This window comes from Sphingorhabdus sp. Alg231-15 (assembly GCF_900149705.1).
Classification (GTDB): Bacteria; Pseudomonadota; Alphaproteobacteria; order Sphingomonadales; family Sphingomonadaceae; genus Parasphingorhabdus.
The window spans coordinates 783,732-809,745 of the sequence record NZ_LT703001.1; the positions used below are offsets into that span (position 1 = coordinate 783,732).

Here is a 26,014-nt window from a genome sequence, read left to right on the forward strand (position 1 = left end):
AGCGGATGCTTCACCGTACTGAGCTTACTTGCGCATCCGAATTCGAGACGTCGTCGTTTCTTGCTGGGCGGGTCTTTGATAACCTGTCTGCAGTCGTGATTCTGACCGCCGGTTGAGAGGTTCGTTCAACACGGATTTCAAATGGTCGGCCAATCGCAGAGACAAAGCCATGATCGTTACGGTCGGGTTGGCCCAGCCACTAGTCGGAAACACACTGCTGCTGGCGACAAACAAGTTCGGACTTTCATGCAGCTTGCAATCCTGGTCCACCACCCCGCTGTCTGGTGCATCGCTCATACGGGTGCCGCCCATATGGTGATAGCCTCCGATAGGGTGGCTCGATATCAACGGATCACTCTTCCAGCGCGCAGAGGTTTCCGACAGCCAGTCTGACAAGACGACATCGCCCCAGCCCAGTCGGCGATATTCAGCGCCAACAGTTTCCATCAGGACCTTCACACTGCGCTTGTCGATCTCGGATAACTGCCAATCCAATTCGACCTGCCGCGTGCCCAATCGATCCGTTGCACTCCCAAGCATGATCCGGCTGTTGGGGTTGGGCGCCTGCTCAGCACGCACGATGGCAAAAACACCCAGTTTCCCTTTATTGACCTTCATATTCATAATCGAAGACCAGGGATCTGTTAGTTCCAGTCCCTTTACCGCCAGTTTCTTCAGACCATGGTAACGGGCCCGCCAAAAACGACTGGAAGGCAAATCATGTTTCAGTTTGCCAGTCACGGCCCGAAACAACTCCATCTTCTCGCCCTCTCGCAATCGCGGAGCGATACTAATAGACGAGTTTAAAATCCCCTTCTGGCGCTGCAGCGTATCTGCCGGCCGAAGATAGGCGGCGTAACGATTGCCAGCATGGCGAACCGCACGCGGCAGCGCCATCAGAGTCTGGGCGAGCTTCTTTGGTAGAAACTCACCGCCACGCGCATGGGGATGCTCCATGAAATATCGACCCAGAAGATCATGATCATTTCCTAGCCCGTTCGGCCTCTTGCCGACGGCGGCCATTAACAAGCGAACGGTTTCAATCGCCCCGGCGGCCAGAACAAAAGCTTTCGCGGTTATCTTGGTGCAGTGCCCGGTTATGCTCTGGGCTCGCACATGCTGCACTGCATTTTGTGCATTCACGTCGATATCCGTCACAGTCGCATTTAACAAAATACGGGTATGGGCAAAGCTGTCTCTATCAGGGTTGGTGAACCGTTCGCCCAGCTCATCAAATACCCACAGATCGCTATCGAGTTTCTCTGCATCAAATGGCGGTGCGGATTTATTGATGGTGGACCAAAGATTTTCTGCACTGGGCTGTTTCAATCCCAAACGATCGAAAATCTGTTTGTAGTAGGGGGATAAATCCTTTTTCGTAATCGGCCACCCGCTATGCGGCAAATAGTCGCGCTGTTCAAAATCGATCGCATCAAGTTCCGCACAACGCCCGCCCCAGATCGCAGCGGTGCCACCGAATAGCCGCAAACGAGAGTCATCCAGATCATAATAGGGAATCCCAATATTCTGGCCATGTGCCAAAGACTGAACCGCCGGATCAAAATCACGTCCGCCGCTTTCGACAATAACGACATCACGGGTCGGTGAGCTCAGCGCCTCTGCTAGCACCTGGCCCGCGACACCTCCGCCGATAATACAAAGATCAGTGGCCAGCTGCCCGGACACATCACCTCTCGCTAGATCCAATATCATTTTCTATTTCTCGCTTTGCTGCAATGCCAAAAATATTACTTTTGGCCTGCGACCGGGCAATTTGCCCGAGGGGGATTATGCGACTTTTATCATATGGTATTAGAAATTGATTTTAGAAGGCAAATATACAATTTTGAGACCATTTTTTTGACAGAGAATGTTGGACGGTCATCTATACCCTCTCTGATTTATTCATCGCATTAGTATAGTTCGGACAAGACCAGCAAAAGGTTACACCTACCAGTTCATTGCTGACTGAGCAGTTTCCGGACCATCGCAATATGAAGGCACAGCCAGCCCTGCGGGCAAGCAAGCCCGCCTTTTGAGACCATGTAGCTTCTGTTTGGTTCAGCTATAAATTTCAGGCATTACCGATTTTCAAAACCGCAATGTAATGTTCCGCGCCAGGCCCGGTGAGATTGTCTCGGCGATACGCAGCGCCTTGGTCATACCGATATTGGCTTCATCCTGATCGCGTTCAATAGCGACGACAATTTGGCGCGCACATTCTTCGGGCGGCATCTTCTTCATCGGATTGCCATCATTCATTTGCGTATCGACAACCGGCGGCAGTGCTTCAATCACCCGGATATTGGTGTCTTTGAGCTGCTCGCGAATACCAAGCGTGTAAAAACGCAGCGCTGATTTTGTCGCACAATAGATCGGCGTTCGTGCAGCCGGCGCAATCGCGAGACCTGAGGTGACATTCACAATCGTCGCCTTTGGCCTATTGCGCAATTTTGGCATCAGGCCAGCAGTAAGTCGGATTGGCGCATTCAGATTGGCATAGATACAATCATCGGCCGCATCGGCGTTCGGTTCGCCATCACGAAAATCATGATCGACGAGCTGCCCCGCACTGTTGAGCAGGACATCAATATCCTTATCCCCCAATTCAGCGATCAACGCGTCCACGCCCGCGGCGTTGGAGAGATCGGCCACGATCACTTCGAAGCCTTCGTCACGCATGGCTTGTACTCGCTCCTGATTGCGCCCGGTCAACACGACCTTCGCGCCCTGCTCCTTCAATTGGCGCGCCATCTCCCGCCCGATACCGGCGGTGCCACCCGTCAATAAAATGATCTTATCTGCAAGTTCCATATGTGCCCACCAATGCCTTTCCAGCGGTTGTCATTTCTTGCGGCATCGTGGCAGTGTTTTCTATTGCCAGCAACCATCAAGCCTGAGTTTCTCCATTGTGATGCTGATGATCTCGCCCAGTCCCGGTCACCCGACCATCAATATTGCCCAGTAGCAACCTGTCATGACAACACATCCCATGGTTGACATCCCACGCGATCCTGTCTACGCGCTAAGCCGCAGAAAACTGCGATTGAGCAGGATTCTACAAGGCGCGCGCCCGTAGCTCAGCTGGATAGAGCGCGAGACTTCTAATCTTGAGGCCACAGGTTCGACTCCTGTCGGGCGCGCCAACAATCCCCAGACTTCTGCCGTTTGCTCTAATTGCTTCTCGCACCCTAGGTTTTCAAAAGCGGAACAAAACGGAAATATGCGGCACATCATGGCACACTAGTGGCACATTCTGCGGCACAGTCGATTGGATGGCAATTCGCGCGCTATTTCTTACGCAATGACGCTTAATCACTAGTGTCCGCTTTGGGCGCAAAAGCGGACATTCTGTTGAGCACAATTCTATGTCGGCTTCGCGCCCCAATATCGGACGTTCCAATGGAGACCGCTGTATCTCGAAAGCGGACATTAGTGTCTATCAAAGCTGGCTGTTTTTTGCGGACACATCATGAAAGAAGCTTGTCCATTTCGGAGAGCTCTTCTTTGTAATCCGAGTAAAACTTCATTATGGGTTGGGGTTATTCATACTGATGAACCGTCAGACGCCTGGTCATCGATTTGAAATATGGGCTTAATTGACTGCCTATCAGTAACTGCGGCTCAAAGAGGTCAATAGTTTTTTGATTACGTTTGGAGACACATTATGAGATGGGTTGGCTGCTATCTACTACTGGCATTCGGATTGACAGGTTGCGAAACTGCGACCTCGTCCGAAAACGCGCAAGGGACCAGCTTTGGTGTAGGGATGGTCACGGCTGCTCAGATTTGCCATGATCATGTCTGGTTCAATATACCGAAGTTTGAAAAGCTTCCCAACGCCGCGATTTCTTCATTTCCCGGATCAGAAAATAACGGAACATATCTTATATTCTGGAATGTACGCTGGGATGATCCAGAAACAAGGGCGGCTGGTGCTTGTGAAATTGCAGGTGGTCAGATTGTTGCTTTCGAGGACTATAGCGAACCAAGATGATGACAGAATCTGCCGCTTGGGTTTAGCTTTTAAATTGCCGAATTGAGAGAAGGGATCGCTGGAGAACCGATTCAATTCTAAAGGTTCATCAGGCGTTGAACGAGCACATTGCTCCAAGATCGATAACTAATCCGTTTTTGGATATGTCTTGCACTTCAAGGTTTTCTGGTCGCGCTCTGCGATTGGGCATCGTTCATAATCCGGCTGCTTTACACCGAATATTGTAAAGTTGAACTTTCCATCGCGGACAACGTTATTGGAATGTCGATGTTCCTGGTTGACCGACCGATTCCCGTCAGCAGATATTGAAACTGTCGAATTGATGGTCGGCACTTGGCCATTGTACAACTTTACATTTTTCTGTTCGTTGCCAGCAAATAATCCGACAGCATTGGATGTTGGAATTCCGTTCGAATAGATCAATCCATTTTGCTGCAAAGAATAAGCTTGTTTGTTGGTTAGCCGCGTACCTGATGCTGTAACATAGGAAGAAAGCTGGTTTGGAGCACTGACGGATATTGCCTTCAGGGCCGATTGAGAATTGAGAGACGGCACTTGATTATTGCCGAGCTGTAGCGGTGTTGCCGTCACCGGCTGTCCAGGGACTGGCGTCTCATTGTTCCCCAGCTGCTGCGGTGTGGCAGTGACGGTCTGTCCGGGCGAAGGCACAGCATTGTTGCCAAGCCGTGGTGGTGTCGGCACAATTGGCTGCCCGGGGTTTGGTATCTGATTGTTACCGAGCTGTGTTGGCGTCGGAGGTGTGATATAGTTCGGACCGCGATCTTCGATCAGAGCAATAGCCGTAGGGTTTACGCTGCCGTCGATACGTAGCATTCCAGCCTTGGCGAGCGAGAGCACTTCCTGATTGGTAAAATAGCGCGTGCCAGCGCGGGAATAGTAGATTGATGTCCCATTGGGATTAGCTGCGGCGAGAGCTGCAAAATCCGTCTGCGGGCGTGGACCTATGCGGGGCTCTGGCGGCGTAAGTTGGCCAAGGGTAGGTGGTCTTGGATCACCTCTGGTTGGTGTCGGAACAGCATTGTTGCCAAGTTGGGGCGGCGTTGATGTGACCGGCGCTCCAGGCGTCGGAACAGCATTATTACCGAGTTGCGGCGGTGTTGCCGTCACCGGCTGTCCAGGGACTGGCGTCTCATTGTTCCCCAGCTGCGGCGGTGTCGGTAGCGTGATATAGTTTGGACCCCGGTCCTCAATCACCGCACCGACGGAGGGGTCGACGCTACCGTCAACGCGAATCCTGCCCGCTTGTGCGAGTCCGAACACTTCATGGTTGGTGAGATAACGGGTGAGTGTGTTGGTGAAATAGGTCGATAACCCATTGGGATTGGCAGCGGCGAGAGCTACAAAATCCGTCTGCGGACGAGGACCGATGAGGGGTTTTGGCGGCGTAAGTTGGCCAAGCGTAGGCGGTCGTGACGGCCCTCTGGTCGGCGTGGGGACCGCATTGTTAGCCAATTGCGGTGGTGTTGGCACAATTGGTTGTCCAGGCGTCGGCACTTGATCAATGCCGAGCTGCGGTGGTGCGACGACTGAAAATTGTGGATCGTAACGCAAAGTGTTGCTGTGTTGTGGCAAAACGCTGCCATCTTTAGCTAGAAGATTCTGAAAGCCATGTGCCTGCGCATAAGTGAGCCGTTGACCAGCGGGCATTCTACCAAGGGCCATTGCTAATACATAAGGCGAAAGTGCATTTGGCTGGGTGGCTGCTAAATTACCTAGATCATTCAAACTTGGTACTTGGTCATTACCAAGCCGTGATGGTGTCGGCACAATTGGCTGTCCGGGGGTTGGTATCTGATTGTTACCGAGCTGAGTTGGCGTCGGAGGCGTGATATAGTTCGGCCCGCGATCTTCGATCAGAGCAATAGCCGGAGGGTTTACGCTGCCGTCGATACGCAGCATACCAGCCTTAGCGAGCGAGAGCACTTCCTGATTGGTAAAATAGCGCGTGCCAGCGCGGGAATAGTAGATCGATGCTCCATTGGGATTAGCTGCGGCAAGAGCTGCAAAATCCGTCTGCGGGCGTGGACCTATGCGGGGCTCTGGCGGCGTAAGTTGGCCAAGCGTAGGTGGTCTTGGACCACCTCTGGTTGGTGTTGGAACAGCATTGTTTCCGAGCTGCGGCGGTGTCGGTGGCGTGATATAGTTTGGACCCCGATCCTCAATCACCGCACCGACGGAGGGGTCGACGCTACCGTCCGCGCGAATCCTGTCCGCTTGCGCCAGTCCCAGTACCTCATGATTGGTGAGATAGCGGGTGAGTGTGTTGGTGAAATAAGTCGACAACCCATTGGGATTGGCAGCGGCGAGAGCTACAAAATCCGTCTGCGGACGAGGACCGATGAGGGGTTTTGGCGGCGTAAGTTGGCCAAGCGTAGGCGGTCGTGACGGCCCTCTGGTCGGCGTCGGAACAGCACTGTTGCCTAATTGCGGTGGTGTTGGCACAATTGACTGACTAGGGGTTGGTATCTGATTGTTACCGAGCTGTGGCGGTGCGATGACTGAAAATTGCGGATCGTAACGCAAAGTGTTGCTGTGTTGTGGCAAAACGCTGCCGTCTTTAGCTAGAAGATTCCGAAAGCCATGTGCCTGCTCATAAGTGAGCCGTTGACCAACGGGCATTCTACCAAGGGCTACAGCTAATACATAAGGCGAAAGTTCATTTGGCTGGGCGGCTGCTAAATTACCTAGATCATTCAAGCTTGGTACTTGGTTGTTACCAAGCTGCGGTGGTGTTGGCACAATTGGCTGACCGGGGGTTGGCACTTGATCAATGCCAAGCCGCGGCGGTGATACTGGCTGGCCAGGCTGCAACAAGCTGAGCTCGATATCTCGCCCAGATCCGGTCTGCCGGACGCTCCCATCTGCCTCTATGTTCACAAGTACTTGTGTTAATTGCTTAAATGTCAATCGCTGCCCTGACAACAAGCCGAACAACGCTCTTTGCGTAACATAGGGACTGTATCCATCCGGATTGGATAGCACCTGCTGCACCAACTCGGTGCGGCTTAGCTGTCTGCTTGCAGTTGCGGGTGCGGTTGCCCCGGCTGGTAAGGGCGGCGTAGCCATTCCGAATGGCAGGAAACGGGCTCGAGATGTCGAGCCGGAGGCAACATTACCGCTAGCTGAGATAACACCTTCGCTGAATAGCTGTGCGACTTCGATATTGGTCAATCTACGATTATTCGGTCCAATAAATGCCGACGCTCCTTGAGGATCAATCCGTGCGATTGAAGCAAAATCTATAGTTGGAACGGCATGAGCCAGTTGGCCGGCAATCGCAGGGTTTTTTACATCGCCTATTATGTGTGTACCGCTGTTTGAATAAGCGGGGTGAGTGCGCTTCAGGACGTGAGGTTTTGGTTTGTAAGCAGGTGCGTGATCGGCCAAAGGCCGATGAAGCTTGGAATGCTTCGTTTGCGATATGTTCGTTCCGAGAGATGCTATGCCATGCGCATCATGCTTTTTATGTTTTTTGTCGTGTTTTGCAGCTTTTCCCCTCTTGCGGAGATCTTCATCGGTTTGCGCGTCTGCCGGAGATACTTGAGCGGAAGCCACGCCGCCCATCAAACCCATTGATGAACTGGTTAACAGGACGAGAGAAAACCGGAGACAATGTGAATCGACTATCGACATCTTAACCACCTTTCGTGCGTCGATCAGACGCCTTGATTAGACTTTGCGTTTCCGCAGTGATACGCCACAGCACCAACTAGAAGCGGTATGCAGCTGAAATCCAGCCACGCACATCTGAGGTACTGAAATCGCTATCAGCACCTGTAACCGGGTCTTCATTTTCACTGTTTCCTAGTTGAATGCCAAGCAGGCCTGTAATTACAAAGCGGCTTTCCCATGACTGATGCATACCAAAATTCAACGATTGCAGCGTGAAGGAATTTGATGTGAGCGGACTGAACCCGAGCAAGGGATCATTGAGTAACTTGATGCGCCCAATTGTATAGCCACCAGAAACCTGGAATGCACCACCCCAAGGTACTTCAGCGAAATCGTGACGCAAATCAGCCTGGAAGTAAGTACCTTCATCGCCGTTCACTTCAGTAATCGGGTATCCAGCAATGTTGAAAGGACCGCCCAATCCAAATTTTTGCGAAGTATCCAGATTATTCGAAGCAATCTGTGAATTTACAGCAAGAAATGCGGTCCATCCGCCTCCAAGTCGTTGACTTCTTGATGCGCCAAGGTTGAACTTAGAAAATCTCCCTTGAGTGTTAACGGTCAGAGCATCGATCACTTGGTTGGGGAGAAACCCACTAAGATCAACATCGCCAACTGTCCCGCTGGCATGAAATGTTGTCACTCCGCCGCCTAGTGCATTATCGATATGGCTTCCGCTAACCGCGAAGCTGACATCATTGAGCTTGCGCTTGGAAAAAACGGCGCCGAGCGCTTTGTCCTCGAAATCGCTATAGGCATAGTCGATTTCTGCTCGTAAATTGGTTTGCCGAGAACGCACTATTGGATAGGATAATATTCCTCTTAAACTAAACGCGCTTCCCGTCGGCCGGGTTGCGTCAAATCGATCAATCAATTCATAGTCTAGATAGCTCACGGATGCTTCGGCATGAAGGCCGCTCGGTCCTAATGACAAACCGAGCCCAGCATAGATGAAATGTGTTTCTCCACCGGTGTTGGCATATTGGAAATCCAAATTGTCTCCAATTCCCAGAAAGCTGTTTACGCCAATCCCGATCGAGCCGCGATATGTTCCGGTTGCGTAACTGCCAAAATTGTCGAATGCGACATGGCCGCTGATGCGCTTTGAAGGCTCGGCTTGAACGCTTAATATGCCTGCTCCCTCTTCATCGCCTGGCAATAACTCGGCGCTCGCGGTCACTCCGTGAAGATCACTGATCAGCAGCAAGGCCCTCTCCAAATCAGCTTCTGTTAGGACTTCATCGGGTTTTAGATACCGTTCAAGATAGCCCATAATAACGCCCGATTTGACCAAACTTTCATTGTCCAGTTTTATGCCATTTTGTTGCAGGTATCCTGAAACGACATGCAGAACAATAACACCGTCAGAGATGAGATGGGGTGGCAAATAAACGGTGGATGCAAAATATCCGGCGGCATGAAAGGCTTTCGTAAGCTCGAATGCGACCGCGTTCAGCTCTTCGATAGTCAACTCGCGGCCACGATAGGGCGCTAATATTTTTTGGATTTCATCATCAGATAGATCCGCATTGCCAATCACTCGAAATTCGCGAACCAAGACGCGTTCGGCATTCGGGTCACTTGTCGATGGCGCTGCAAGTGGATCGAACTCCCTGAGAATCTCTTGACTCCGAGGAAATTTATTGTCCAACCGCTCTTGATTTTGTCGAAGAAGCGTACCTGAATCCACTTGAGCGAAGGCCAAGTAGGGGCATCCTGCGAAAACCAAGGTTCCAAATACAAACGGATACTTTTTCATTAGCGCTCCCAATCTACCCCGCGCGAAACTCAGATAATTTACACATGTTTTTACATGGCGAATTACCCATATATTGAGACTACATCGAAAATACTCCTATTCAAACGTAAAACTTTGATTAACTTCGTCAATCTAACCAATGGATATGATGCAGAAGAGAACAATCCTGAAACACCAGCAAACTTGATCTCCAGTCCAACGCAACTTTTCTTGAATTGCTGTCTAACGATCGCGTCCATCCAGATTCATCCCATAGCCTGTCCGTCCATAAGGATTCGATCGACAACGCTTGTGCAGCCTATCTGCAGTTTCGATTTCGCATGCTATTGATCGCGCGGACATAGCCTTTGCTCGTTTTTACAGAAATGCACTGTTTTGAATCGCGTCGCCAATAGGTGGTAAATCGCCCCTGTCCATCCGTCTTATAGGAATCGATTTTGGAAAAGCCCCGACGTCCAGTGAGCGTTGCTTCCGCAGAACTGCGGCTGCGCCCTACAAGATCATTCACGTTCACATAGCCGCGATAGCCGCCGCCATTCCCATATCCTGGCCGATAGGAGATGTTATGACGGCGTTGTTCGACGCCGGCCGAGAAACCTTCTGAATAGGCGTCAGACCTGTCATAATTATGATAGGCCGAGTTGTGCAGGCCATCGCGATACCCTCGTTCGTAGTCGGCTTCATACTGATTGCTTGTTCCATGGCTACCTTTGCTATGGTGATGAGACTTGTGTGACAGGGCTAGGGCTCCAATTAATGCTGCCGCGCCAATTGCCAATGCTGTTCCAGTCTTGCTTCCACTATTCTTGTGGCCGCAATCACTGCTCTGAACTTTGTCAATTGAAGAATAGCGACCGTCTCGCGTAACCACAGAAATGCAGTGTTCGCTCTGCCGGCCCCACCAATAAGACCAGGCGCGGTCATCGCCTTTTGAAGTGCTAATGTGCGTATAGCCTCGTGACAGCAGTTGTCCTTCGCCCGAGCTTCCCCTGGATCCAACGAGATCCCTTACATCTTTTGGTGCTTTTGCATGCACGGCAATTGGTGAGAATACCAGACAGGCGACTACTGCCGCGCTAACAGCAGGTGTTTCAATCAACTTTTTCATTTCAGAACCCCTCGATATTAGTGTGATTTCCCTCCTCACGCCAATTCGACGCAATAATAATAACACAAATATTAGAGATGAGATGTATTTTTTTTTACTAGCGTGACTAAGTCAATTTTTCTTCAGACTATCATTCTCACTTGATCGCTTCTTGTTGCATCCTGAAAGCTCTTGAAGCCGCTAAATCATCGACGTCCGGTTTTGCGCCCGGAGGAGTCGGAAACAGACAGTCAGCAGTCGGCCCAGTTACCGTCTGTCTGAAATGCGCCCCAATTTCGGACCTTTCGATGGTTTCTGCTCCGTCCCGAAAGCGGACGTTTAGTTTCATCTTTGTTCAATGCTCCAGATTGATTGATTTAATCTTTCGGGTTCGTATTTGGCTGACCAAATTTGGGCCTTTTGATCAGGATCAAATATATAATCGGCAAAGAGATTATGTTGTGTTTTACCGCAGCAACATTGCCTGCCGGTTGATCGAACAGCTGGCGATTTTCTGCTCGGAGAAATGGGAGCAGAAGCAAGATGGATTTCAACCACTCTGATCAGCAGCTATTGTGGCGTGACCGCGTAAGGGAATTTGTCACCGACTACGCCCTTCCAAAAGAATCCGAATATCGCGATCATATCGATCATGACAATCCCAATCGTTGGGAAGTTCCGGGCTTTCTGGAAGAATTGAAAGCCAGAGCTTATTCCGATGGCCTCTGGAATCTTTTCCTACCACCGTCCGAACATGATGAGGACAATTATCACGGCGCTGGGTTGAGCAATCTGGATTATGCATTGTGCGCCGAGGAAATGGGACGCGTGATGTTCGCATCAGAGGCATTTAACTGTTCCGCACCGGATACTGGCAATATGGAAGTATTGCATCGATACGGAACACCGGAACAGAAAGAAAAGTGGCTCCGCCCGCTTCTCGATGGTCAAATTCGCTCCGCCTTTCTTATGACCGAACCCGATGTCGCCTCTTCCGATGCCACCAATATCCAAACCTCTATTGTGAGGGACGGTGACAGCTATATTATCAACGGCAGGAAATGGTGGTCGTCCGGCGCCGGAGACCCTCGCTGCAAGCTGGCAATTGTAATGGGAAAGACTGATCCCGAAGCGTCCAGCCATCTCCAACAATCACAAATTCTGGTTCCGATGGATGCACCCGGACTGGAAATCATAAGGATGCTGCCGGTTCTCGGATATGATGACGCGCCGCATGGTCATGCAGAAATTGTGATGCGCAATGTGCGTGTGCCGGTCTCCCATATGATACTGGGCGAAGGTCGTGGCTTTGAGATGGCGCAAGGTCGCCTCGGACCAGGTCGTATCCATCACTGCATGCGATCCATCGGCGCCGCCGAACGGGCAATCGAAGCCATGGCTGATCGGCTATTGTCCCGCATCGCCTTTGGCAAACGTCTCGCTGATCAGTCGATCTGGGAACAACATATTGGCGAAGCGCGATTGGATATCGAAATGTCGCGTCTGCTTTGTCTGAAAGCTGCCGACATGATGGATAAAGTCGGCAACAAGGCAGCAAAGCGTGAAATCGCCATGATCAAGGTCGCGGCGCCCCGAACCGCTTTAAAAGTCATCGATCTGGCTATCCAGGCCCACGGTGCCGGGGGTCTATCGGATGACTTTGGCTTGGCTCATGTTTATGCTGGAATGCGCTCCCTACGTATCGCTGACGGGCCTGACGAAGTACATTTGAGGACAATTGCACGTCTGGAATTTCGTGAGCATCAGGAACGTATGCGGGAATGGCGGCAACATGCTTGATCGCGGTCATATCGAATTTATCCGATCGCAGATCTTGCCATGGCAGCGCATTGGAAGCGGGCTGGCACGCCCCGACGCGGAATATAAGTTGTTGAGCCGCGATCCCAAGGATGGTGCCTGTTCGGCACTGATGCGCTATCCAGCTGGCTGGTCGCGCCAAGGGCCCGAACATATTGCCGCGGACGAAGAATTTTATGTTCTTGAAGGCACACTGGAAATGGATGGACATATTTATCCGGCGGACAGTTACGCCTATCTGCCAGCTGGTTGGACCCGTCATGAAATGCGGTCGCCGCAGGGATGTGTATTGCTCGCATTCTATAATCGGGAACCGACATTGATCGCGGAACCGGGAGAAGGACAGGCCGAAAAAGCGGACAAGGCAATCCGGCATCTGGATGTTGCCGAGATGGATTGGGACATGACTTTGAATGATCCGAATCTGAAACATCTGGGTATTTCTCGAAAAGATTTGCGCACAGATCCCGAAACAGGAGAACGCACGTTTCTATCCCTGATCCTGCCGCAAGCTTCACCGCAAGGAGGATGGGGCCCTCAGGAGATTCATCCGGTTGTCGAAGAGGCCTATATCATCTCCGGAGCATTGACCGGACCGCAAGGGACCATGCATCCTGGTGCCTATTTTTGGCGGCCGCCCGACATCCCACATGGACCATTTGGGTCACGATGGGGCAGTGTTTCCCTGATCCGGTTTGTGGGCGGCAAACATGTGAATATCTGGACTGAAGAACAAGCGGAGTTTAACTATGATGCGCCTTATCGTCCGATATTGCCAGATCATTTGCTAGAGCTAAGCAAAACCGCATGGTCCTCTCCTCCAGCCTATTGATCTTGGCCGCGCAATCGTCGCATATCTCTCGCGAATCCTATCCAATGCTCATTTCTTCCATGACATAGAATAGACAATCCTGACGAATAATTTCAGTATCCAGCGTGGCCATGGAGGGTATAAGTTTGTTGCGAGCAACCAGTTTATTTTGACGAATAGCAAATATCTGGGCGGCAATATCATGCCCTTTGTCTGTTAATGCTGTGACCGGCAGTGCAGTTCCAGGTTTTAAGTTTGCCAGACAGTCTTCCGGCTCGAAACAACCAAAGTTAAACTGATCAAGATCCCTGCGAAACCGGACATCATATTCACTGTTTTCAAACCCAAAACGGATTTCCGGCTTCACTTTCACGACTGCGGCAGTTTTTAGCAGTTTGATATCACCCTTTGCCGGTTCATGGTCAGGCAATCGACCAAGGTGGAGGCAGGTATCGAGATATTCAATCGCATGGTTCAAGGCAGCCGTTTCTCCTGCCTTCCCGCATTCCAAAGTTACAGCCGCGCAATGCTTTGCCATGGCCAGAGACTGGGTCCCGACAGGCTGCTTGTAAAATACAACAGTACGAGAAAACATGGTGGCGAGATTCAAAAACTGAGGCGCCAGTTCGTTGAGGCAAGCATAGTGAGGATTGGTGCCGGTATTATTGTGAAGATCGATGCTGGCAAAAAGTGGTTTCGCGGTCACCGCTTTGACAACCTCCTGCATCAACTCGACTTCCGGTGATTCTGGTTGAATGGTGCCCGGCCATGCGCGGTTATAATCGGTCTGGCCATCCAGTACGCGCTGACTTTCTTTTGCGGCAGAGACATTGGCAATGAAGAGCCACATAGAACGCGGCAGCACCAGGTCATGATTTTTATTCAAAACCGCTTGAAAAGCATCAAATCCGGTTGGCTCATTGCCATGCTGCAACACTGTCACAAATAACGGTGGTGATTGGCGTCCTTCGAAAAAGAAAAGCGACGGCCCGCCCAAAATTGATTCTAGTTCGGTAGACGCACAGGAATATAGCGCGTTGGGAATCTCGTCGAACCGTTGCAAAGCTAGTTTCAGATTGTCCACCTGTGTACCGGAGTGTCAGACTGTTGTCGTTCCAGATATGCGGCAACCAATTGCTTCATATCGGCATCATGTTTTCGAACATATCCCCTCTGCCATTGCGCGCCATTTTGTTTGACCGCGGTTCGTTCCACTATGATCCCGAGATATTTATCAATATCTGGATCGGATATTCCCATTTGTCGCAATCCAGATTCTGCCATCGGCAAAAACTCGTCACAAATTAACTTGTCTAGTGGGATATCGTCGACATGATCCCAGCGGATTTTGGCGTTCAAACCATATTGGGCAGCTTTGTAAAAATTATCGCGCGCGGTGAAGAATTGGGTGCGTTTATGCGGCTGTGTTTCATGGGTTGCAAGATTGGTGACCAGCCCGAAATAAAATGCCGCATTGGCCATTGCATCGGCGATGGTTGGACCCGCCGACACTGCCCGCTGCTCCATGCGGAAATGCGGCGTGCCGTTATCATCCCAACCAATTAGCGGCCGGTTCCAGCGCCAGATCGTGCCATTTTGCAATCGCAAATGATCAAGCTTCTCGTCTGCACGACCGCAAATCTGCGGAAGCAGAACCGGATAGCGCTGGCGATTGGCCAGAAACACCTCGCTGAGCGATTCTTCGATGAAGCGCACACCGAACGTCGCTCGCTCGGCATAATCCCAGTCGCCTACGGACACGGCCTGTTCAAACAGAGGTATCCGAGTTTCATCCCAGAGATCCTTGCCGAACAGATACGGAGAATTGGCCCCAACGGCAACAAGCGGCGCCGAGGCCAGTTTGGAAGCGTTATAGTAGTTTACGCCCTGATCCGGCGGTATCTTGAGGTGAATCTGGAATGATGTGGTCGCTGCTTCCAGCATGACATCGTGGTGGATGGTATCGAGTTGGTCCCGGCCTTCAATATTCAGACCAATGGGTTTGCCATGTCGCATTTTGAAGACCTGTTCATTGACAGCTTTGTACCGTTTTCCCTTCGACATATTTTCAATACAGAGGTCGCTGTCACGCAGTGTCGGCAATATTCCGATATTGACCAAGTTCAGCCCCATAGACTGGGCCACGTCCGATGCCTGCTTCCATTGATCGGCAAGATTATCATGCAGATGGGAAATGGCGCTGCCATTCAATACCGCCGGGTCTCCGTTTAGTTCGATATTGAACAGCGACAGTTCGCGGACGACCAGATCGCTGTTTATCGCTTCGATAAGCTCTTCGTTTTTGGCCGCCGGGCGCATATTTTGATCAATGATCCAGGCTTCCAGTTCAAATCCACCCATGGGTGGACCGGCAGATAAAGTCCCTTCACTTTCCCACTTCTCAACAAGATCGGTTTCTCGGTGGAGCCGTTCGACAAATGCCTCATAGTCGGCATCACAAAAATTGGTGGTTTCGAGTTCTTGCCCCATTCCAGCCCTTTTGGATAAAGCTATTTCCTTTAGCTACTCACAGTGATCTCTCTGCGCGATGGCTTATTGTACCAGCAACCCTTCGCTTCCCTCAATATCGAATCCCAGTATATCGGCCTTGCCAACCAATATTTTCATATATTGCGCAACCGCACGCCGCCAGCTGGATTCTTCGAGATAGTCCGCGATCTTAGTTTGCATAGCTTCGAACGGAAGTGTCTCTCCCGAGATTTTCCTTCCAGCTTTGACGACGTGAACACCAAAGCGGGTCTTTACGGGAACCGGACATATCTGGTTTGGTTCAAGGTTGAATAGGAATGTTTCAAACTCTTCTACCGTCTGGCCCGGACCAATCTGCCCCAGATTGCCAGCCTGTTTTGCCGATGGACAGGCTGAGAGGGTTTCTGCCAATGCCGCAAAACGCTCAGGGTGATCCTTTAGCTCTGTAATGGTATCGATGGCGCTCAATTCCGCCTTGGCATAGCGCTTTTGATCATCCTTTGGTGCCGCAAACAGAATATGTGAGGCTTCGACTAGGTCGGGGCTACTGAACTGATCGATATGCTGGTCATAGTAACGCCGGCAGGTTTCTTCATCGGCATCGGGCGTTGTCACTTCCTGTTCCAGCAATGCTTCGATCCGCGCATCGTCTGGAGCCAATGTGCGGCCCTGCGCATCATCAATGAGCGGCGCTTCGATCGACAGCCGGTCAGCCTCTTCCAGCAGTAAGGTTTTGATCGCCAGAGCGCGCGCTGCCTCTGACCAGGCCTCGTCGGGATTGTCCGATGGATGGTTTTGCGCTTCCGCTGCGATTGCCTCGGGCGCAATTTCCGTTCCATTAACGGAGAATATGGGGGCTTGTGCTGATTCCATTACAGAGCTGCCTTTTTGCTACGGACAATTTGATAACCGGAACGCCAGATGTAACGAACTGGGGCGGATAGCATGTGTACCAGCCGGGTGAAGGGGAAGATAAGGAATATGGTCAGCCCCAGGAACAAATGGGCTTTGAATATCGGATGGGCATCCAGAACATAGGACGACGCGTCACCCTGAAAGGTGAATATTCCTTGTGCCCAGCTCATGAACTTGACCATTTCATGGCCATCCAGATGATCGAGCGAAACGAAGATCGTCCCAATGCCGAGCACCAGTTGCAGCCAGAGCAGGAACAGGATCATGATATCGGAAAAGCTGGATGACCGCCTGATACGAGCGTCGAACAGTCGGCGGTGGAGCAGCAGGCTCGCACCGAAAAAAGCCAACACACCGGCAACGCCGCCGACCACAATCGCCATTACCTGCTTGGCGCCGTGGCTGATACCCAGCGCATCAAACAGTGCAATGGGCGTGAGCAGGCCGCCCAGATGACCGAAGAAAATCACCAACACGCCAAGATGAAAGGATAGTGATCCAATCATCAATTGCTTGCGTCGCAAGAGCTGGCTCGATCCGGACCGCCAACTATAGGGCTCGCGATCATAACGGATGATCGATCCAATCGCCAATACCGCCAGCGCGATATAGGGATAGATGCCGAAAATGAGATGGTTCAAAAATTCAGCCATTGTTCGCGCCTCCATTTGGTTTTGCACCGCCCGATATTTCAGCCTGCAAATTGTCGAGCATATTGGCGACCTTGGGACAGCCCTCTTCAGGAGAGCCCGGACCAAATGTTACCTGTTCAGCTTCCCATGCTTCGTCGAGCGCATCCAGATCCTCCGGGTCATCATCCGGCTCCTTGCGCAAAGCCTCCATGACTTCGGTATCCGCCGGTCCCGCTAACTGGCCAAGCGCTCCGAAGACCGCAGCATAGCTGCTGTCACGCTTGGCCAGCCTCTCCCCTATCGCGGCGATCACATGAGCAGGCTCGCCCAGCAATTGCAGCGCCTCCCCGCAAGGCAGGGTCGAGAGAAATTCGAGGAACAGTGGCAGAAAATCAGGCAGTTCGGTGGAATCGATGACCAGCCCGTTTTCTTCGTACATCGCTTTGAGATCGACCATTGCTTGCCCACGGTCCCGACTCTCGCCGTGGACATGTTCGAACAAGTGCAAAGACAGCGAACGCGTGCGATCAAACAGCAACACATAACGTTCCTGCAGGTCGAGCAAATCCCGTTCCTGATATTCGGTAATCAATGGTTTCAAGCGCTTAATAAAGGCCGCAGGAACGAGGGATTCCTCCTTCAACGGCGGCAGGAAATCAGCCACAGCCTCCTGAATTTCAACCGTAGGATATGTCAGTAGTGCGGCAAGGATTTTGAAAGTCTTGGTCATCTTGTGTCTCCTCCGGCAAAAACATCCGAGGGCGTCTGGATTTTCTTGCGCTTGGGCGTGCCGAACAGGTTTGTTTCCGTGGAACCGCCGGAACAGCCATTGCCGAAGGAGAAGCCGCAAGCGCCGCGTTCGTCAAAGGCATCTTCTACCGTCTCGCGGTGGCTGGTTGGAATGACGAAACGATCCTCGTAATTGGCTATGGCCATGACGTGATACATTTCGTCGATTTGTGCCGGTGTCATGCCAACCCGCTCGGCAACATCACTTGCGATCACGCCGTCAATCGTCTTGGCGCGCATATAGCTGCGCATCGCCAGCATCCGCTCCAGGCAAAGCGCTACCGGTTCTTCCTCGCCCGCCGTCAGCAGATTAGCGAGATAGCGCAGCGGGATACGCAGGGATCGGACATCAGGCATATCGTCATTGACCGCGATCTTGCCCGCTTCGGCCGCCGATTTGATCGGCGACAGCGGCGGCACATACCAGACCATTGGCAAGGTGCGATATTCGGGGTGCAACGGAAAGGCGACTTTCCATTCCATCGCCATTTTATAGACCGGCGACTTGCGCGCAGATTCAAGCCATGCTTCCGGGACACCGTCCTTGCGCGCCTGTTCAATCACTTGGGGATCATTGGGGTCGAGGAAAATATCAAGCTGCGCCTGATAGAGATCCTGCTCGTCTTCGGCCGATGCCGCTTCTTCAATGCGATCTGCATCATAGAGCATCACACCGAGATATCGGACGCGTCCCACACAGGTTTCCGAACAGACCGTTGGCTGCCCCACTTCGATGCGGGGGTAACAGAAAGTGCATTTTTCGGATTTACCGCTGTTCCAGTTATAATAGATTTTCTTGTACGGACAGCCGGACACACACATGCGCCAGCCGCGGCATTTCTCCTGATCGATAAGGACAATGCCATCTTCCTCGCGTTTGTAGATGGAACCGGATGGGCAAGCCGCCACGCAGGTCGGATTGAGGCAATGCTCGCAAAGACGCGGTAGATACATCATGAAGGTATTTTCAAATTCGCCGTAAATCTCTTTCTCGACGCCTTCGAAATTATAATCCTCAGAGCGTTTGGAAAATTCCCCACCAAGAATTTCTTCCCAATTTGGTCCCCAATTGATTTTCTCCATCCGCTCACCTGACACTAGCGAACGTGGGCGGGCCGTCGGCATGGCTTTCATTTCCGGTGCATTTTGGAGATGCTCGTAATCGAAGGTAAATGGCTCATAATAATCGTCAATTTCCGGCATGTCCGGATTGGCAAAAATCTTCGCCAGCAGCCGCCATTTACCACCCATTTTGGGGCGTATCCGACCGTTGCGCTGTCGCTCCCAGCCGCCATTCCACTGTTTCTGGTTTTCCCAATCCTTGGGATAGCCGATACCGGGCTTGGTCTCGACATTATTGAACCAGACATATTCCATGCCTTCCCGGCTGGTCCAAACATTCTTGCAGGTGACCGAGCAAGTGTGACAGCCGATACATTTATCAAGGTTCAGGACCTTGCCTATTTGTGCACGTACCTTCATTCCGCCGCCTCCATTGTATCAGGGGTTAGCCGGTCTTTTTCTCCATCCAGCCAGTCAACATCGGTCATCTTTCGGACAATCACGAACTCATCTCGGTTTGAACCGACCGTGCCGTAATAGTTGAAGCCATAGCTTTGCTGGGCATAACCACCGATCATGTGCGTCGGCTTGAGAACCGCCCGCGTCACGCTGTTATGGATGCCGCCGCGCTGGCCGGTAATCTCGGACCCCGGCACATTCACGATTTTTTCCTGCGCGTGATACATGAAGAGAGTTCCCTCTTTCATCCGCTGCGACACAACGACACGGGCACAAAGAGCACCATTACTGTTAAAAGCCTCAACCCAGTCATTGTCGACTAACCCGGCTTTTTCAGCGTCCACTTCTGACATCCAGACAATAGGCCCGCCACGCGATAGCGTCAGCATCAGCAGATTGTCGGTATAGGTCGAGTGGATGCCCCATTTCTGGTGCGGCGTGATAAAGTTGAGCACGACATGCTTTTGGCCCTCCGCCCGGTCGAGCATCGGCTGTACCGCCTTGGTATCAATCGGTGGACGATAGACGCAAAAGCCTTCGCCAAAAGCGCGCATCCACAGGTGATCCTGATAAAGCTGCTGCCGTCCGGTCAGCGTGCGCCACGGGATCAGTTCGTGGACATTGGTATAGCCGGCATTATAGCAAACCTTCTCGCTCTCTATGCCAGACCAAGTCGGCGAAGAGATGATCTTGCGCGGCTGCGCCACCACATCACGGTAGCGGATTTTCTCATCCTCTTTCGGGAGCGCCAGATGCTGGTGATCGCGCCCGGTAAATTCTTCCAGTGCTTCCCATGCCTTGACTGCAACCTCGCCATTGGTTTCCGGTGCAAGCATCAATATGACCTCGGTCGCGTCAATATCGGACTCGATCTTGGCCATGCCCTTGGTTGGACCTTCTTCCGTCACAACACCATTGAGGTCTCTCAGATGTTGAACCTCATGCGCTGTTTGCCAGGCAATGCCCTTGCCGCCATTGCCAACCTTGTCCATCAGCGGTCCAAGCGCAGTGAAACGCTTGTAGAGATTGGGATAGTCCCGTTTGATCACTGTGACTTGCGGCATCGTCTTGCCAGGAATGGGGTCAACCTCGCCTTTGATCCAATCCTTCACATCCATCGGCTGGGCAATCTCTCCCGGCGTGTCGTGGAGGATTGGTGTCATCACCACATCCTCTTCCTCTCCCAATACTTCGGGTGCAATTTCGGAGAATTTCTTGGCAATCGCTTTGTAAATTTCCCAGTCGGACTTGGACTCCCAGACCGGATCCACCGCCGCTGACAGCGGGTGAATGAACGGGTGCATGTCCGAGGTGTTGAGGTCATTTTTCTCATACCAGGTCGCAGTTGGCAGCACGATGTCGGAATAGACGCAGGTTGTGGACATGCGGAAATCCAATGTCACGACCAGATCGAGTTTGCCCTTGGGCGCATCGTTATGCCATTTGACATCCTCGGGTTTCTCATGCCCCATTTCGCCAAGGTCTTTGCCCTGCACGCCATGTTCAGTACCAAGCAGATGCTTGAGCATATATTCATGGCCCTTGCCGGAAGAACCAAGCAGGTTGGAGCGCCAGACAAACAGATTGCGCGGCCAGTTGGCTGGATCGTCGGGATCCTGGCAGCTCATTTCCAGTTCGCCCGATATCAGGGCATCGACGACATAATCCTTGGGCTCTTTACCCGCGGCCCGCGCTGCTTTGGCGACTTCCAGAGGATTGGTTTTGAGCTGCGGTGCCGACGGCAGCCAACCCATCCGTTCGGCGCGGACATTAAAGTCGATTAGCGAACCGCTCATCTCGTCTTCCGGCGCCGTGGGCGAGAGAATTTCGTCAACGCCCAATGTCTCGTAACGCCACTGGTCGCTATGCGCGTAAAAGAAGCTGGTTGAATTCTGGTGCCGTGGCGGCCGTGCCCAATCGAGCGCGAAGGCAAGCGGTTGCCAGCCGGTTTGCGGTCGCAATTTTTCCTGCCCCACATAATGCGACCAACCGCCACCGGATTGCCCGATACAGCCGCACATGACCAGGAGATTGATAATCCCCCGATAGTTCATGTCCATATGATACCAGTGGTTGAGACCAGCGCCGAGAATGACCATCGACTTGCCGCGGGTCTTTTCCGCATTGGTTGCAAATTCACGGGCGACGGTGATGATATTGTCTGCCGGGACACCGGTAATTTCTTCGGCCCAGGCAGGAGTATAAGGCTCGTTCTCGGAGAAATCTTTCGCGATATTCTCTCCGCCCAGTCCGCGATCCAGCCCGTAATTGGCCATGAACAGATCATAGACAGAGGCTACCAATGTATCGCCTTCAACTAATTCGACACGCTTTACCGGAATGCGCCGGATCAGCTTGTCGGGATGATCGGTCCCCTTAAAATAATCATGATCACGGTTGCCGAAATAGGGGAAGGCTACATCAACAACCGTGTCATGATCACCCTCGAGAATATTGGTGAGCTTCAGCTTGGTCTCCTTGCCGCCGCTTTCCTTCTCCTCAAGATTCCATTTGCCTTTTTCGCTCCAGCGCGAACCGACAGTGCCGTTGGGCACAACAATTTTTCCGCTCAGTTCGTCATGGGCAACGGTTTTCCACTCGGCATTTTCTGTCTCGCCCAGCGCATCCTTGAACTCCGACGCACGCAGCAAACGCTCGGGAATGAAATGACCATCCTTTTCAACCAACCGGACCAGCATCGGCATGTCGGAATATCTGCGGGCATATTCCTCAAAATATTCGGCCTGTCGGTCGAGATGATATTCGCGCAATATGACATGCCCCATAGCCATTGCCAGAGCGGCATCAGTGCCCTGTTTCGGGTGCAGCCATATATCGGAAAATTTTGCCGCTTCCGAATAGTCGGGTGAAACGACAACCGATTTTGTGCCCTTGTAACGTGCTTCCGTATAGAAATGCGCGTCTGGCGTGCGCGTCTGTGGAACGTTCGAGCCCCAGAGCATCAGGAAGCCGCTATTATACCAGTCAGCGCTTTCCGGCACATCAGTCTGTTCACCCCAGGTCATGGGAGAGGCGGGAGGCAGATCACAATACCAATCGTAAAAGGACATGCATGTGCCGCCGAGCAGCGACATGTAGCGCGAACCGGCCGCATAGGAGACCATCGACATAGCCGGGATCGGTGAGAAGCCAATCACCCGATCCGGGCCATATTTCTTGGCGGTATAAGCATTGGCCGCCGCGATGATTTCCGTTACCTCATCCCATTTGGCTCGGATGAAGCCGCCATGGCCGCGAATTTTGGTATAACTGTTGCGTTTCGCCTTATCCTGCACAATGGAAGCCCAGGCCGCCACCGGTTCCATTGTTTTGCGTGCTTCGCGCCACAGTCGCATCAGGCGCGAGCGGATCAGCGGATATTTCACCCGGTTAGCAGAGTAGATATACCAGCTATAGCTTGCACCCCGCGAACAGCCACGCGGTTCATGGTTTGGAAGGTCAGGACGGGTACGCGGATAATCCGTCTGCTGCGTCTCCCAGGTTACGATCCCGCCTTTCACATAGACTTTCCACGAACAGCTACCGGTGCAGTTGACGCCATGAGTGGAGCGGACAATTTTGTCATGCTGCCACCGCTTGCGATAGCCATCTTCCCAGCGTCGGTCCTCACTGGTGGTGACACCATGACCATTGGCATAGGTCGCTTTGGTTTTGCTGAAAAAATTCAATCGGTCGAGAAGATGGCTCATTGTTCGAATCCTCGTTCAGGCCGTGGCCGGGATAGGTGCGGCGGCTTCTCTGCCCCGCTCGATGTCGTGAAGCAGGCTTCCCCGCCGGGTGTAATAATTCCACGTGACGAAGGCGCAGGCCGCGTAGAAGATCAGGAAACCCCAGAGCGCCGCATTGGGCGTGCCAGTCATCGCAATCGAGCTGCCATAGGCTTTGGGGATGAAAAACGCTCCGTAGGCCGCGATCGCCGAAGTGAAACCGATGATAGCTGCCGATTCCTTCTCTGCGTTGCGAAGCTGCTCATTGGCAGGCAGCTCAGGCATCAAGCGACCCACTTCCTTGCGCATGATGATCGGTATCATCTGGAAGGTGGATGCATTGCCTACGCCGGTTGCAAAGAACAGCAGCATGAACATCGCAAAGAAGCCCCAGAATGCGCCTTCCTGTTCCTTGATGCCCAGGAAGTAGAGCACGCCAGCAACCGCCACGATCATCAGCAGGAAAGTCCAGAACGTAACTCGTCCTCCGCCCCATTTGTCGGATATCCAGCCGGTTGCTGCACGGGAAGCGGCACCAACCAATGGCCCGAGGAATACATATTGCAATGAATCCACATCGGGGAATGCAATTTTCGACAAGAGTGGGAAGCCAGCTGAATAGCCGATAAATGAACCAAATGTCCCTGTGTAGAGGAAGCACATGATCCAGTTATGCTTGCGCTGGAAGATCACAGCCTGATCGGAGAAAGTGGCTTTTGCAGAGGCGATGTCGTTCATGCCGAACCACGCAAGTACCGAGCTGATCAGGATGAATGGGATCCAGATGAAACCGGCATTTTGCATCCATAGCTGGCTGCCATCTTCCAGTAGCTGAGGTTCGCCCCCCATGGCACCAAAGACGCCAGCAGTAATGACAATCGGCACCGCAAATTGCATGACGGATACACCCGCATTGCCCAGACCCGCATTGAGCGCCAGCGCATTCCCCTTCTGCCGTTTCGGGAAGAAGAAGCTGATATTGGCCATGGAGGAAGCGAAATTGCCACCACCAAGACCGCAGAGCAGCGCCAGTGTCAGGAAGATGAAATAGGGTGTTTCCGGATTTTGTACCGCATAGCCGATGCCAAATGCCGGCACCATCAATGACAATGTGGTGAACGTGGTCCAAAGCCTGCCGCCGAATATTGGCACCATGAAACTGTAGAATATTCGAAGCGTTGCGCCGGAAAGACCCGGTAAGGCCGCCAACCAGAAGAGCTGGTCGGTCGTATAGTTGAAACCAATGGACGGCAGCTTGGCGACCACCACCGACCAGACCAGCCAGACCGAGAAAGCGAGCAACAGGCAGGGGATGGAAATCCACAGGTTGCGCTGGGCTATTTTCGCGCCCCTGTCCGCCCAGAACTCTTCGTCCTCCGGCTCCCATTCCTCCAGCACTTTGCCGGTGGCGTGGGTCTTTTTGTGCACGGATGCGCTCTGGACATTTTCCATTTCGGGGAATTCGGGCAGTTCCGATATATGTTCACCAATGGCTCTGTGTTCCATCTGACGCACTGAGAAGTGCATCCACGCAAGCGCAACACCCACCAGCAAGAAGAGCAGCATGTAGCAACTCGTCCAGATACCGGTGAGATCATTCATGGCGCCAAAGGCGATAGGCAAAATGAAGCCGCCGAGCCCGCCGATCATGCCAACAAGACCGCCGACGCTACCGACATTTTCGGGATAATAGACCGGAATATGCTTGTAGACTGCCGCCTTGCCCAGCGACATGAAGAAGCCGAGAACAAAAATAGTTACGACAAAGGGAACCAGCCCCATGGACGTCGAGAATTTAATCTCCCCCTGGATGCCGTGAATGATATAGTCCGTCTCCGGATAGCTCAGCATGAAAAGGCAAATTAACGACACACCGAAGGTCGCGTACATCACCTTTCGCGCGCCATAGCGATCCGACAAATAGCCCCCATAGGCGCGAAACAGGCTGGCCGGTATGGAGTAAGCAGCCGCAAGCAGACCGGCCGTCTTGATGTCCAGCCCGTAAACGCTGATCAAGTAATTGGGTAGCCAGAGTGCCAGGGCAACAAAGGCACCGAAGACAAAGAAATAATAGAGGGCAAAACGCCAGACCTGCTGGTTCCTCAGCGGCTCAAGCTGCATTAACGCCGAACGCGGTTTTTCGCCGCTCCGTTTGCGGGACTCTATTTCCGGATCATCTTCGGTTGTGAACCAGAAAAAAATCGCCGTTGCCGCCAGCACCACTGCCCAGACCTGCGCCACTGCCGTCCAGCCATAAGCGACCAGCACCAGAGGTGCCAAAAGCTTGGTAACGGCCGCACCAACATTACCAGCACCGAAAATGCCAAGTGCGGTTCCCTGCTTTTTCTGTGAATACCATTTGGATACATAGGCGATACCGACTGCAAAACTGCCACCAGCGAGGCCAACGCCCAATGCGGCGATGAGCATCACGATATAGCTATCCGCCCATGAGAGCAGAAACGTCGCGAGCGCCGCGGCCAGCATGGTCAATGAAAATACCAACCGTCCGCCATATTGGTCGGTCCAGATGCCCAGAAAAATCCGGGAGAGTGATCCGGTCAGGATCGGTGTACCGACAAGCAAACCGAACTGGGTATCAGACAGACCCAGATCTTCTTTTATCTGGATTCCGATAATCGAGAATATTGTCCAGACCGCAAAACAGATGGTGAAAGCGAAGGTGCTCATCCCCAACGCCTTATGTTGCTGTCCCGATGTTACGCTGGCGATATCTTGCACGGCATGTCTCCATCAATGCGAAAGGACCGCTG

General features: G+C 52.4%; 16 protein-coding genes and 1 tRNA gene. 4 read left to right on the forward strand and 13 right to left on the reverse strand.

Going from position 1 to position 26,014, the window contains the following annotated elements:
* Positions 1–24: 24 nt before the first annotated feature.
* Together DG177_RS03755 and DG177_RS03760 are read right to left on the reverse strand one after the other, a co-directional pair.
* Complete coding sequence (locus DG177_RS03755; RefSeq protein ID WP_108810275.1) at positions 25–1,713, reverse strand: FAD-dependent oxidoreductase; 1,689 nt, start codon at positions 1,711–1,713, stop codon at positions 25–27.
* A gap of 378 nt (positions 1,714–2,091) precedes the next feature.
* Positions 2,092–2,814, reverse strand: a complete 723-nt coding sequence (locus DG177_RS03760; protein WP_108810276.1) for an SDR family NAD(P)-dependent oxidoreductase — start codon at positions 2,812–2,814, stop codon at positions 2,092–2,094.
* A gap of 255 nt (positions 2,815–3,069) precedes the next feature.
* Here DG177_RS03760 and DG177_RS03765 point away from each other — a divergent pair.
* Both DG177_RS03765 and DG177_RS03770 read left to right on the forward strand, forming a co-directional pair.
* Positions 3,070–3,146, forward strand: a tRNA-Arg gene (locus tag DG177_RS03765).
* Positions 3,147–3,667: 521 nt separating this feature from the next.
* Positions 3,668–3,997, forward strand: a complete 330-nt coding sequence (locus DG177_RS03770) for a hypothetical protein (protein WP_108810277.1) — start codon at positions 3,668–3,670, stop codon at positions 3,995–3,997.
* Positions 3,998–4,123: 126 nt separating this feature from the next.
* Here DG177_RS03770 and DG177_RS03775 read toward each other — a convergent pair whose 3' ends face one another.
* The 3 genes from DG177_RS03775 to DG177_RS03785 all read right to left on the reverse strand — a co-directional run bounded on the left by DG177_RS03775 (position 4,124) and on the right by DG177_RS03785 (position 10,557).
* On the reverse strand, positions 4,124–7,651 hold the full coding sequence (locus DG177_RS03775) for a hypothetical protein (protein WP_337658486.1): 3,528 nt from the start codon (positions 7,649–7,651) through the stop codon (positions 4,124–4,126).
* A 76-nt stretch (positions 7,652–7,727) separates the two neighbouring features.
* Positions 7,728–9,449, reverse strand: a complete 1,722-nt coding sequence (locus tag DG177_RS03780) for a ShlB/FhaC/HecB family hemolysin secretion/activation protein (RefSeq protein ID WP_108810279.1) — start codon at positions 9,447–9,449, stop codon at positions 7,728–7,730.
* Positions 9,450–9,747: 298 nt separating this feature from the next.
* The gene (locus DG177_RS03785; protein WP_108810280.1) at positions 9,748–10,557 is read right to left on the reverse strand and encodes a hypothetical protein; all 810 of its coding nucleotides are present in this window, start codon (positions 10,555–10,557) and stop codon (positions 9,748–9,750) included.
* Between the two features lie 522 nt (positions 10,558–11,079).
* On the opposite strand from DG177_RS03785, the gene DG177_RS03795 reads away from it, so the two are divergent.
* A complete protein-coding gene (locus DG177_RS03795) occupies positions 11,080–12,336 on the forward strand; it encodes an acyl-CoA dehydrogenase family protein (RefSeq protein ID WP_108810282.1) in 1,257 nt (418 codons plus the stop codon).
* Positions 12,329–13,186 carry a cupin domain-containing protein gene (locus DG177_RS03800; protein WP_108810283.1) on the forward strand — a complete coding sequence of 286 codons (858 nt, stop codon included), beginning with the start codon at positions 12,329–12,331 and terminating at the stop codon, positions 13,184–13,186. The genes DG177_RS03795 and DG177_RS03800 overlap by 8 nt, the downstream gene beginning before the upstream one ends.
* Before the next feature lie 37 nt (positions 13,187–13,223).
* Here the strand turns inward: DG177_RS03800 and DG177_RS03805 are convergent, their stop codons facing one another.
* The 8 genes from DG177_RS03805 to DG177_RS03840 form a co-directional block, all read right to left on the reverse strand.
* Positions 13,224–14,249, reverse strand: a complete 1,026-nt coding sequence (locus DG177_RS03805; RefSeq protein WP_108810284.1) for a M14 family metallopeptidase — start codon at positions 14,247–14,249, stop codon at positions 13,224–13,226.
* The gene (locus DG177_RS03810) at positions 14,237–15,655 is read right to left on the reverse strand and encodes a glutamate-cysteine ligase family protein (RefSeq protein ID WP_108810285.1); all 1,419 of its coding nucleotides are present in this window, start codon (positions 15,653–15,655) and stop codon (positions 14,237–14,239) included. Before DG177_RS03810 ends, DG177_RS03805 begins: the two co-directional genes overlap by 13 nt.
* Before the next feature lie 63 nt (positions 15,656–15,718).
* Positions 15,719–16,528, reverse strand: a complete 810-nt coding sequence (locus tag DG177_RS03815; RefSeq protein ID WP_108810286.1) for a peptidylprolyl isomerase — start codon at positions 16,526–16,528, stop codon at positions 15,719–15,721.
* On the reverse strand, positions 16,528–17,223 hold the full coding sequence (narI, locus tag DG177_RS03820; RefSeq protein ID WP_108812751.1) for a respiratory nitrate reductase subunit gamma: 696 nt from the start codon (positions 17,221–17,223) through the stop codon (positions 16,528–16,530). The genes DG177_RS03815 and narI overlap by 1 nt, the downstream gene beginning before the upstream one ends.
* Positions 17,216–17,932, reverse strand: a complete 717-nt coding sequence (gene narJ, locus DG177_RS03825) for a nitrate reductase molybdenum cofactor assembly chaperone (protein WP_108810287.1) — start codon at positions 17,930–17,932, stop codon at positions 17,216–17,218. The genes narI and narJ overlap by 8 nt, the downstream gene beginning before the upstream one ends.
* Entirely contained in the window at positions 17,929–19,473 is a 1,545-nt protein-coding gene (gene narH, locus DG177_RS03830) for a nitrate reductase subunit beta (protein ID WP_108810288.1), read from the reverse strand. Before narH ends, narJ begins: the two co-directional genes overlap by 4 nt.
* Positions 19,470–23,222: a nitrate reductase subunit alpha gene (locus DG177_RS03835; protein WP_108810289.1), complete on the reverse strand. Its 3,753-nt coding sequence runs from the start codon at positions 23,220–23,222 to the stop codon at positions 19,470–19,472. Before DG177_RS03835 ends, narH begins: the two co-directional genes overlap by 4 nt.
* A gap of 15 nt (positions 23,223–23,237) precedes the next feature.
* Entirely contained in the window at positions 23,238–25,931 is a 2,694-nt protein-coding gene (locus DG177_RS03840) for a NarK family nitrate/nitrite MFS transporter (RefSeq protein ID WP_108810290.1), read from the reverse strand.
* Positions 25,932–26,014: the final 83 nt, after the last annotated feature.